General features: G+C 35.9%; 15 protein-coding genes. 7 read left to right on the forward strand and 8 right to left on the reverse strand.

The window, feature by feature from the left end:
• Nucleotides 1–101 precede the first annotated feature (101 nt).
• Entirely contained in the window at nt 102–1064 is a 963-nt protein-coding gene (locus AAIB49_RS11995; RefSeq protein ID WP_186869386.1) for a BMP family ABC transporter substrate-binding protein, read from the reverse strand.
• Nucleotides 1065–1078: 14 nt separating this feature from the next.
• Nucleotides 1079–1699 (reverse strand): hypothetical protein, encoded by a 621-nt coding sequence (locus AAIB49_RS12000; protein ID WP_343458161.1) that lies wholly within the window; start codon nt 1697–1699, stop codon nt 1079–1081.
• A 126-nt stretch (nt 1700–1825) separates the two neighbouring features.
• On the opposite strand from AAIB49_RS12000, the gene AAIB49_RS12005 reads away from it, so the two are divergent.
• Nucleotides 1826–2005 carry a YjzD family protein gene (locus AAIB49_RS12005; protein WP_186869384.1) on the forward strand — a complete coding sequence of 60 codons (180 nt, stop codon included), beginning with the start codon at nt 1826–1828 and terminating at the stop codon, nt 2003–2005.
• Nucleotides 2006–2082: 77 nt separating this feature from the next.
• On the opposite strand, the gene AAIB49_RS12010 is transcribed toward AAIB49_RS12005, so the two are convergent.
• Nucleotides 2083–2421 carry a hypothetical protein gene (locus AAIB49_RS12010; RefSeq protein WP_186869383.1) on the reverse strand — a complete coding sequence of 113 codons (339 nt, stop codon included), beginning with the start codon at nt 2419–2421 and terminating at the stop codon, nt 2083–2085.
• 98 nt (nt 2422–2519) lie between these two features.
• Here AAIB49_RS12010 and AAIB49_RS12015 point away from each other — a divergent pair, with 98 nt between their 5' ends.
• Nucleotides 2520–3332 (forward strand): undecaprenyl-diphosphate phosphatase, encoded by an 813-nt coding sequence (locus tag AAIB49_RS12015; protein WP_343458162.1) that lies wholly within the window; start codon nt 2520–2522, stop codon nt 3330–3332.
• A gap of 83 nt (nt 3333–3415) precedes the next feature.
• Here AAIB49_RS12015 and AAIB49_RS12020 read toward each other — a convergent pair whose 3' ends face one another.
• Nucleotides 3416–3727, reverse strand: coding sequence for a metal-sulfur cluster assembly factor (locus AAIB49_RS12020; protein ID WP_186869381.1), 312 nt, complete (start codon nt 3725–3727; stop codon nt 3416–3418).
• Between the two features lie 68 nt (nt 3728–3795).
• Complete coding sequence (locus AAIB49_RS12025) at nt 3796–4554, reverse strand: prolyl oligopeptidase family serine peptidase (RefSeq protein ID WP_343458163.1); 759 nt, start codon at nt 4552–4554, stop codon at nt 3796–3798.
• A gap of 143 nt (nt 4555–4697) precedes the next feature.
• Between AAIB49_RS12025 and AAIB49_RS12030 the strand changes: the two genes are divergently transcribed.
• The 4 genes from AAIB49_RS12030 to AAIB49_RS12045 all read left to right on the forward strand — a co-directional run bounded on the left by AAIB49_RS12030 (nt 4698) and on the right by AAIB49_RS12045 (nt 6727).
• Complete coding sequence (locus AAIB49_RS12030) at nt 4698–5531, forward strand: Cof-type HAD-IIB family hydrolase (RefSeq protein ID WP_186869379.1); 834 nt, start codon at nt 4698–4700, stop codon at nt 5529–5531.
• A gap of 179 nt (nt 5532–5710) precedes the next feature.
• A complete protein-coding gene (locus AAIB49_RS12035) occupies nt 5711–5860 on the forward strand; it encodes a hypothetical protein (protein WP_186869378.1) in 150 nt (49 codons plus the stop codon).
• Nucleotides 5861–6058: a DUF3813 domain-containing protein gene (locus tag AAIB49_RS12040; protein ID WP_186869377.1), complete on the forward strand. Its 198-nt coding sequence runs from the start codon at nt 5861–5863 to the stop codon at nt 6056–6058.
• Between the two features lie 405 nt (nt 6059–6463).
• Nucleotides 6464–6727: a NifU N-terminal domain-containing protein gene (locus AAIB49_RS12045; RefSeq protein ID WP_186869376.1), complete on the forward strand. Its 264-nt coding sequence runs from the start codon at nt 6464–6466 to the stop codon at nt 6725–6727.
• A gap of 114 nt (nt 6728–6841) precedes the next feature.
• Here the strand turns inward: AAIB49_RS12045 and AAIB49_RS12050 are convergent, their stop codons facing one another.
• A complete protein-coding gene (locus AAIB49_RS12050; RefSeq protein WP_343458164.1) occupies nt 6842–7243 on the reverse strand; it encodes a hypothetical protein in 402 nt (133 codons plus the stop codon).
• 15 nt (nt 7244–7258) lie between these two features.
• The gene (locus tag AAIB49_RS12055; RefSeq protein WP_186869374.1) at nt 7259–8101 is read right to left on the reverse strand and encodes a YitT family protein; all 843 of its coding nucleotides are present in this window, start codon (nt 8099–8101) and stop codon (nt 7259–7261) included.
• A 97-nt stretch (nt 8102–8198) separates the two neighbouring features.
• On the opposite strand from AAIB49_RS12055, the gene AAIB49_RS12060 reads away from it, so the two are divergent.
• Entirely contained in the window at nt 8199–9062 is an 864-nt protein-coding gene (locus AAIB49_RS12060) for a DegV family protein (RefSeq protein WP_343458165.1), read from the forward strand.
• 223 nt (nt 9063–9285) lie between these two features.
• Here AAIB49_RS12060 and AAIB49_RS12065 read toward each other — a convergent pair whose 3' ends face one another.
• Complete coding sequence (locus AAIB49_RS12065; RefSeq protein WP_339212374.1) at nt 9286–10734, reverse strand: IS1182 family transposase; 1449 nt, start codon at nt 10732–10734, stop codon at nt 9286–9288.
• Between the last annotated feature and the right edge of the window lie 225 nt (nt 10735–10959).

The following is a 10959-nucleotide window of genomic DNA, read 5'->3' on the forward strand; positions in this document are numbered from 1 at the left end:
TATAAGTTGTTATCAAATATTATGACTTGGTACTAATTTTAATGCAAAAAAGACAGACTTGCAAGGTCTAATTATCCTTACTAGAAAATCAAACCAGCAAATCAATATTGGTTAGGAAGCAAGCCTGTTTCTTTATACTTCTCAATATAATCAACTAATCTTTGTTGAAAATATTTAGGGACAGATTTACTGAACTCACCCATTGTAATATAATCATCCGCAAAATCAAATGTCATTATTTCGCCATTAAGGTCTCCCTCGTTGAATTTCTCTGCTGCTAGTACATACAAACGATCAACATGTTGCACTGTACTAGTTAGTACCGTTTCCGGTTCGACATTTATTTGATCGGACACGAATCCAATAGCATATATACCATCGTCCCCTGCAAGTTTAATAATATCCTCACTGATAGCATCTCCTGCTGGATAAATCACATCTACCCCTTGATTTTTCAATCGATCATATGCATCTAAAGCTGCTTCATTATCATTCCAATCATAAATAAATTCCATTCTTACATTCGCTTGTGGATTTTGATATTTTACTCCTTCATAGAAGCCTTCGATTTCAGGCTGCCATTGATAAGCAGCAATAATGCCTACTTCGTTAGTCTTCGTTGTACTACTTGCAATCATTCCAGCGAAAAATCCCATTCCATGCGAGTTGAAGTTCATACTAGTTAAATTATTTCTGTAGTAGTTCCCATTGAAATAAACGAAGTGGATATCGGTATAGGTTTGAGATAAATTATAAAATGCTTCCCCATAATTACTACTGTGCCCAAAAATTAGATTGGTCCCTTCGTCAACAAGATCACTTACCGCCTTAGATAATTCAGCCTCCGTACTAACATCTTCTATGACCTCAATTTCCACTCCTAGTTTTTTCTCAATCTCTAACAGACCTTTATAGCCCTTTTGATTCCATGGTTTATCTTCCATTTTCCCTTCCATAATCATAGCTGCCTTATAAAGATTCCCTGATTCTACCTTATTGCTACAACCACTTACTAAAATTATTCCGAGTATTAATAGTATTGCTATACTATACGTTCTTCTCAAATTCTGCACTCCATTCAGTTTCTATCGTATTCATACAAATCTTTATAGCGTCGATAATGAGCTAGTACCTTTCTAACGTTTTCTTCTATAGGTATATTGTCACGAATATAAATCGAATTTTCAAGTTTTACCGCTTCATTTAGGAAAACTTTCTTTGAAAAGACACTAAGTTCCGAAGGTTTATTGCTTGAATGGAAAAGTGGAGCTGTTGCTTTAACAAAATCTTTAATATAAATAGCGTCCGATTGAAATTCTCTTGAATGAAAGCGAACATTACGATTTCCTACCTTGATATCTTCCTCCGTCATTTCCATCCATTCTCCAAAAAGGATAGGTGCGTTAATTACTATAGCATTGGATAGCTTTTTTTTCATTTCTCTCGTTCTAATTTGAATGATTCTATCCGCATAAATTGGTAATTCTGTACCTCCAATGACTAACGCCACAAGGTCTTTCGGAATACTATTTGGTGGAATCAAGCGAAACGAACTATTCCTACCGACTAACATATGGAGATTTTCTTTTTTCTCCGAATCAATTTTGTCTATTCCGTTTACTTCTATACCCTTTTCTAAAAAGTAATGGACATAATGATACCCAATCCAAGAAAAACAATTATAAATGCTAATCGACATGGGCAGCCTCCTCTCTATGTAAACTATGAAGAAATACTTTTCATTTATGTGTGCATTTGGTAAACTTAATAAAGAAATTGTGTATTACGCTAAATTAAAAGTAGATTAGAAATTGAGGTGTTACATATGCGTTACATTGCAACCATTCTTTGGGCTGTATTAATAACGTTCGTACTATCCTACGTACTATCCAGTATGGGTGGAGGATCATTAGACCTTGTAGCTACATTAGTAATGGCAGCGATTCTTTCCATTGCTATCTTCATTCTAGGAGACGGTTTATTGAAGGAAAAGAAAGAGCAGTAACTCGTCTCGAAAGCAAAACCCTTGCCTTGAACTACATGGCAAGGGTTTGCTGCTTCCCGGTATTTACAATTAAGAATTTAATACCAAGGTAATAAGGTTAAGGCAGTAAGTGCTGCAAGTGGTAACACTAGTCGATTAAACCTTCTGCGTGGTCTACCGTAAAAGCCTCCATAGCCTGGGAAACCATACCCTGGAAAGCCATAACCCGGATAACCATATCCAAACTGACGCTGATCTAACATGTATGGCTGTAATTGCGGAGTTGCTTCACTATCAATTGGTATAGCAAAGTAAACATAATCATCATCTAAACCAGTTATGATACCATCAAAGCTGGTACCGTCATCTAATTGGGCTAATACATAAGAATGCATATGTGTCTTACATAAGTCATAAACCTGTTTTTTATGAGACATTTTGATCGACCTCCTCATCAACTAGACTATTCATATGCCTAATTAGAGGTGACAGTATTAGCCAATTAAGTAACTGATAACTAGGGAGAGTATAAAAAATGGAAAATTTATTGGATTTACTTAGATATTTATTATTAGGCTTACTACAAGGATTTACTGAGCCAATTCCTATTTCATCAAGTGGCCATCTTATATTAGCACGTGATCTATTAGGAGTAGGTACACCGGGAATATCCTTTGAAGCATTTGTAAACTTCGGTTCACTAATAGCAGTTATTATGGTTTATTTCAAAGACATCGTTCGATTAATAAAAAACGGGTTGCGCTACATCGTTTCTCGTGATCCTGATGCTAAAAGTGATTTCCAGTTTATTCTCATGCTAATTGTAGCAACAATCCCTACAGGTATACTAGGAATTTTATTGAAAGATGTGGTAGGGAATATAAGTAAGCCATATTTAGTAGGTATTACATTAATCATTACCGGTATTGCCCTTTGGATCATTCGTAATTTACGTGGTAAAAAAGGGGATAAACAAATTACGGTAAAAGATGCGGTAATTGCTGGCCTTGCACAGTCTGTAGCATTATTCCCAGGAATTAGCCGATCTGGAGCAACCATTGTCGCTGCTATGTTACTCGGAATGAAGCAGGAAACAGCACTTCGTTTCTCATTCCTATTATATATTCCGGTTAGTTTAGGGGTTGGGTTGCTTTCTGCTAAAGATATTGTAACTGATCCAGAATTAAATTCATTAATGATTCCGTATTTAATTGCATTTATAGCATCCATTATCGCGACATACTTTGCGCTTAAATGGTTTATGAATATTATGGCAAAAGGAAATCTAAAATACTTTGCATTCTACTGCTTCATTGTAGGTGCTTTCGCATTATTCTTCTTAAGATAAAGATAAACATAAAACAATCCCCTACCATGCTAATCGTGGTAGGGGATTGTTTTATGTTGGCATATTACGGTATACCCTAATTATTAATCCGGAATTCCTAAAGCAATTTTTGCGTAACGAGACATTCTTTCCTTGCCCCATGGTGGGTCCCAAACAATATTAACTCTTGTTTCTTTTACTTCTGGTAAATCATATAGAGCACGTTGTACGTCAGCTTCAATATGGGCAGAAAGTGGGCATCCCATTGCTGTAAGTGTCATCGTTACTGTACATACACCATCATCATCAAGATCTACATCATATATTAACCCAAGGTTGACAATATCAATACCTAATTCGGGGTCAATAACATTTTCAAGAGCTCCCATGAGATTTTCTTTTAATGCTTCATCCATGGTCTTCCCTCCTTATTCTTTCATATCTTCATTTAAACATATTTTGCTTGTTTTTTAAATGATTTGCATTACAGATGCATATCAAACCATTTGACCGTTTCTAAAATAGCATACCTGCTGACCTTATGACCTCGGCCTTCTTCACGAATAAATTTTATTTTATCATGATCGTGATACTCGTTCCTAACCTGTTGATAAAAGCTATGGGAATGATCAAATGGAACGGTAGAATCTTGATCTCCATGCCAAAATAGTACAGGCCTTTCATTTAATTTCTCAACTTGAAGCGATAAATCATAATCTGCAAGCGAATTATATAACTGTGAAACTTCCTGTTCCGTTAATGGGAGATCTCCAGCCTTCGAATAGAATGCCACCAGTTCTCTTGCGAAAGTCGTAATTTTGGGAGATCCCATTAATACTCCTGCTACTTTAATCCAAGGAAACTGGGTTAAGGCAGCAGCGGTTGTGATTCCACCCATACTCGTTCCAGCAATTCCAATTCTTTCATCTAAAAGTAAGCCTTGTTCCTCTAATTCCACCTTAATGCTATGTAAATCCTTCAAATTTTGTAACACAATATGGAATAAAAAGTAACGAACATCCGATACTTCATCTGTCTCTCTTTCACCATGATACAAACTATCAGGCAATATAACTCGCATCCCTTTTTCTGCCAATAAAAACGCCAGTGGTAAATTGTGTTCCTTTGCACTTGTTATACCGTGAAAATACACGATTGTTGGTAGAGAAGCTTTAGCTTTCTCTGTATCAACTACAACTAAACTTGGCACTCCTCCAACACTTTTTTTAGTTATTCCAATCATCTGCATAATCCCCTTATTTGTCCTGTTAATAATATGATAGTATTTTTTTACAAATAATTAAACTAATTTAACGTAAAGATTACTTTATATTCCTTTACATCTGTTGTAAACACGAATAAACTTAATTCATATGAGGTGAGTATATGACAAAACAACAACATTTAATCGCGTTAGATTTAGACGGTACATTACTTTCTGACAATAAGGTCATTAGTGAAAAAAATAAGAAAGTCATTTCTAAAGCCATGGCAGATGGACATATTGTCGTGATTGCTACTGGAAGACCACATCGTGCAAGCATTCAATATTATCATGAACTAGGATTAAAAACCCCAATGGTCAATTTTAATGGTGCATTAATACATCATCCAGAAGATAAAAAGTGGGATGTTCTTCACAATCCAATGCCTAAAAGAACTGCTCTAAGTATTGTCCAAGCTTGTTATGACTTAGATGTCTATAATGTTTTGGCAGAAGTAAAAAATCAAGTTTATCTTGATAAATATAGTCAAGATTTGATCGATATCTTTTATGAAACGGGAGATGACACCCCTTTTATTATTGGAAATTTAAAGAGTAAGTTAAATGAAGATCCTACTTCCCTGTTAATCCATCCTAAAGAGGATCATATCACATCATTACGTGACCATTTAGATGAATATCATGCAGAAGTAATCGAACATCGAAAATGGGGAGCTCCATGGAACGTGATTGAAATCGTCAAAAAAGGAATTAATAAAGCAGTAGGTTTACAAAAAATTGCGCATTATTATCAAATTCCACAGAGTCGCATTATTGCATTTGGCGATGAGGATAATGATTTAGAAATGATTGATTATGCAGGTGTCGGTGTAGCGATGGGTAATGCGATTGAACCGTTAAAATCCATTGCCAACCATGTAACGGTTACCAATGAAGAAAGTGGTATTGGCTTGTTCTTAGAAGAATACTTAAGCCTTAATTCGAATGTAAAGTAAAAACAGGTGTACCGTATTTTACCTACTATAAAAAAACTTCATCATTCCATACTAACTAGTGAACGTAAAAACGTTCACTTTTTTGTTGGCAGATAGGAAAGTATAAATATCTCACCTGCCAACATAAGAAAAACGAACACATTCGAACGAATGCTAGTTTTTCTAAGGAGGAATCTTACTTGGGCAAAGGGAGTAAATCAAAAAGATTCAGCCAACAAAGCGCAGATGCTGTAAAAAGACATGCAGAGAAGTTCCCATATCGTTCTAACTTCACCGATGCAGAACGAAAACGGGATGAAGCAGATAATCATACAGTAGGAGGATTCTAAATGCAAAAAAATCTATTCCAACAAGCCAAAGATGCCGTTACCCAATTTACAAGCAATATTACTGGTGGCAACGCTTCAGCACAAGATAAACAAGCTGCTCATAATGCGATCCAAGCTGCTATGAATGATGCGACACCAGAAGAAAAACAACAATTACAACAGTTACAACAGCAATTGGAACAGCATCAACTTAGCTAACCTCCATCAAATTAAAAAGCCTGTGATGGTAATATCCAATTCATTCTTCGGATGAAAAGGAATTGCTGATGAAACAAGCTGTAGGATGACAAGGCTGGGACAAAACGAAAACAAAGGTAATAAAAAACGAACAATCACTATCATTACCCGGAAATATACGGAGACTCCTGTGGGAGGAAAGGGCACTGCCTGAGACCCTGGAAGAGCTTTAGCTCTGAGGAGGCTCACCAGCCGCCCACGAACCGCAAGTATATTTCCGGGGTGGGTTTGATGCACTAACTTTCATGTTCGGTTTATCCTATGTTAGAAATAGTTTTGTCTCAGCCTCTTTTCCTTATTTTCCTTTTTTCTTCCCCACTTTTCTGCTAATATAGATTTAAAAGGATTCATGTGGAGGTAGAACAAATGGGAGTAAGAGCTGAATCAACACCAAATCCAAATGCAATAAAGTTTACAACAGATAAGCTCATCTTTGAAGGGACAAACAGTATTTCCGTTATGCCAGGTGATACAAGTGAACATGAAATTATGAATGATTTATTGAAACTTGAAGGTGTAGATAACGTATTCGGTTATCAAAATTTCATTACCGTTAACAAAAGCTTCGATGCGGAATGGGACGAGGTTACCCCGAAAGTGAAAGAAGTTTTTGAGAAGCATGGTTATTAATACATGTAAGAAAAAACTAGAATTCCATTGTGTGATGAATTCTAGTTTTTTCTATATAAGTAGCCCTATTCTTTTGGCAACAACTTAAGTGCTAGCTAGGAATTATGTTGTTTTTTATACCTCTTTCAAATCTAACGGAATATAGTTTGGATTAATTATTTTACCGTCTTCCCCTTTCGTGTACATCTTTACGATGACCACCTCATCTAGCTCTTTCATTTCGTCCGTAATGTCTATACGGAAGCTGAAATCGCTCCACTCACCATCAACTGTAACTTTCTCTTCCTCTTTTAAAATGTGATCCTCTTGTTCCACTTGAAAATAAAATTCATCATTGGATGCGTTCACGTTTCCGGTAATGATTGCTTGATTATTTTCAATTTGAATATCCACGTTTTGAAAATTGGCATATACATCATGGGTAGTTTCTGTGATTGGATCTGAAGCCTTATCAGATTGATTTCCACATGCTGAAAGGATGAAGACAGTACTTATAATCATAAACGCTTTTTTCATTTACATCATTCCCCCTTACTCTTTTCGAAAGAATCCATAAATTCCAGCGGTCTGGACAATATTCGTGAACGCTTCTGGATCCACTTCCTTAATAATTTTTTCTAAATCATATAATTCATATCGTGTAATAACGAGGTATAGCATATGTTTATCTTGATTCGTATAAGCTCCCACTGCAGGTAATATGGTGATTCCCCGAACCATCGTGTCATGAATTGCTTTTTGTAATTCTTTCGCTTTTTTCGTTACAATCATTGCTGTTAATTTGTTATAACGAGTATGTATCGTATCAATTACTCGTGTTGTCACATAAAGCGCAACCATTGTATATAATGCATTCTCTGGTTCGTAAAGAAATCCTGCAAGTGCAATAATAACAGCGTTCAAGGAAATAAAATAAACACCAATCGGTTTATCATTCATACGAGATAACACCATGGCAACAATGTCCATTCCACCTGTAGATGCACCAATTTTCAAGGTAATTCCTACACCGATACCTGCTACTAGCCCACCAAATACGGCATTCAAAATAATATCACTAGATAGTTGTACAATTGGTAGGAATTGTAGAAATATCGAAGAAAAGATTACCGAAACGATACTATAGATTGTAAATCCTTTTCCAACTTTAAACCAGCCTAGAATAAATACAGGTATGTTAAGTAGAAATAACAGAATACCTGTTGATACATTCACTCCTATAAAATCATTAAATACACTGGAGATTAGCTGGGCAGTACCAGTAAATCCGCTAGCATATACATTAGCACTTTCTAAAAATAAATTTAAAGATAAGGCATTCAGTAAAGAACCTATAATAACAATTAAGATACGTTTCGCCTCTATTAAAAACATAACAGTCTCCTTTTATTAACAATAATTTTGACTATATCACATTATAGCTATAAACTAAACATAATATAATATTTGTAAAGAATTGAGGGTGATAGTGATGACTAATGTTACAATTATGGCAGATTCAGCTAGTGACCTTACCAAAGACTACTTCACTGAATATGGCATGGAAATGGTCTCCTTAACGGTTCATTTAGAAGATAAGGATTATAAAGACGGGATCGATATTACACCAAAGAACGTATTTGATGCGATGCGTGAAGGAAAATCCCCAAAGACTTCCCAGGTTTCACCACAAACTTTTAAATCTATTTTCACCGAATATGCCAAGTCTAATCAAACATTAATCTATTTGGCATTTTCTTCAGAGCTTTCCGGTACATATCAAACAGCAAAAATGATGGAACAGGAAGTAAAAGAAGACTATCCTGATGCAGACATATCCATTATCGATACAAAATGCGCTTCGATTGGTTATGGTTTAGTCGTGCTAAATGCGGCTCGATTAGCTAAAGAGGGTAAAAGTAAAGAAGAAATAATTGATGATGCGAAAAAACGGGCACTTCATATGGAACACATCTTCACAGTAGATGACCTAGAATATTTAAAACGTGGTGGAAGAGTAAGTAAAACAGCAGCCTTTGTTGGAACCTTATTAAATATTAAGCCCATCCTACATGTGGAAGACGGCAAATTAATCCCTCTCGAAAAGATGCGTGGGACGAAAAAACTTCTTGGCCGTATGGTTGAATTGATGGAAGAACGTGGTGGTAATTTCGAAAACCAAGTTATTGGTATTAGTCATGGTGATGACCTAGAACGGGCAGAGGCACTTGCAAAAATGATTAAAGATAAATTTGGTGTTAAAGAAGTTGTTATCGAATTTGTTGGATCTGCAATTGGTGCTCACTCTGGTCCTGGTACACTTGCACTATTTTTCTTAAATAAATCATTCCAATAAAAATTCAGGAAGAGACTGGGACATAACTAAAAGAATTAAATGTAAAACCGATGATACAGGATACTAGCTCCGGAAATATACGTAGACTCCTGCGGGAGGAAAGGCATCGGGAAGCTGCTGAAAAACTCAAGGATTTTAAGTGATAATAAAATAAAAAAACAAAAAAGGGATACTTTTTATGTGTTTTGCCATAAAAAGTATCCCTTTTTTGCTCATATTCCTCTTATTTTTGGTCTATGAGCTTCATGATTCGTTTTAGATTTGTTACAAATATCGTGGTGGCTCCTTGGATTTCCATACCAAAGAGACCTGAGTCGGTGGCTCTATCGTACCCATGTCGATTCTTTAATTCGCTATTTTTAGCCTCAATCATATAACGGTCTCGAGCTAATTCTTTAAACAATTCGGTCTCTTGAAATGCCTTCTGCTCTTGATGCTCCGTCGATTTTATGCTCACCGTAAGTGTTTTTGATTTGGCACCTTCTTTGTAACAACCCTCTCGCAATGGACAAACCTTACATTTTTCGATATCAAATTGATACTGATATTCAGCGTTCCTGTCTTTTCTGTTCTTAACATATTTTTTTGTCGCTAAATGCCCAGCAGGACAAACATACATATCCGCATCTTTATTGAACTCAAAACCCGTGTCTTTTCGTTCGTTTGTCAACATTGGGTTAAGTTTGGAAACCAGTTGAAAATCTTTTTCTTTAGCTAAGATTAAGTTATCTTTCCCTGAATAAGCTGTATCACCAATGACCGTCTCAACTGTCAGACCTGCTTTTTCACTTTTTTCTACCAGATTTCTTAAATACTTTCCATCACTTTTGTCGCCAGATGTGACCTCTGCCGCCACGATTAAACGTTCTTCTGATATAGCGAGGTGTGTTTTGTAACCAAAGAAACTCGTGTCTTCTGATTTATGACCAGTTCGCGCATCGCGATCGGCGGAGTATTCCGTTGTCTCTTGGCAATCTTCCACTAACTCTTTCAAGTAGTTCAATTTTTTTTGCACGTCTGGAATGTTACGGACATCTTCCTTCTCTACGACTTCAATCAACTTCTCGCAATAAGCCATAGACACTTTTACATCATGCTTATCAGTTGGCTTTTCTGGGTATTTTTCTTTGAGACTTTCATCGAATTCATAAGTTGCTTTCCTAACAGCCTTCGCATGTTCATTTAGATATTGCGCGGCTGACCTCGAACGATGACGAGAATGGGAGTGTGTAGAGTCCACGATTAACGTGGCTTTCACGTCAATCAAATCATGTTCGACAGCGAGTTCGATTGTTTTTTGAATCAGTAAATCTAATAGATTGATATTTTTTAAACGTAACTTACGAAATTGAGTTAAAGAACTAGGATCAATTACAGGATCCTCGGGTGCCATATCTAAAAAGTATTTGAAAGACATATCATATTTAGAGCGTTTCACAACATCTCGATCAGATAATTTATACATCCGTTTCAACAAAAGGTATTTAAACATTCGGACAGGGCAGATTGCATTCCTTCCATTCGTTAAACAATAGTTATCCTCTAATTCCTTGTAAATAAATGAAAAATCAATTAACTCATTGATTCGGCGTAACTCATTGTCTTTTTCTATAATCAAATCATAAAGATTAGAATACGGACTTAATGGAAGGCTTTCTTGTTTTTCTAACATACAATCACCCACTATTTTTATTATGACACTAATTATAAAGTAAAATCGCCAACAAAACATTTTTGTTGGCGATTTTCAGAGACTTTTTCAGCAGCCTCGTTTCAGATAGGGTACCTTCTGAATCCTCTTATTCTCGACTCCTAACGAAATTAGTGGAGTCCAATATTTTGGAGGATGTATTTGAAAAAGTTGTCCTCCAAGCAATTGAAGAAGGTTTTATTACAG

Source organism: Ornithinibacillus proteolyticus (assembly GCF_039581225.1).
GTDB classification, from domain to species: Bacteria; Bacillota; Bacilli; order Bacillales; family Amphibacillaceae; genus Ornithinibacillus; species Ornithinibacillus massiliensis.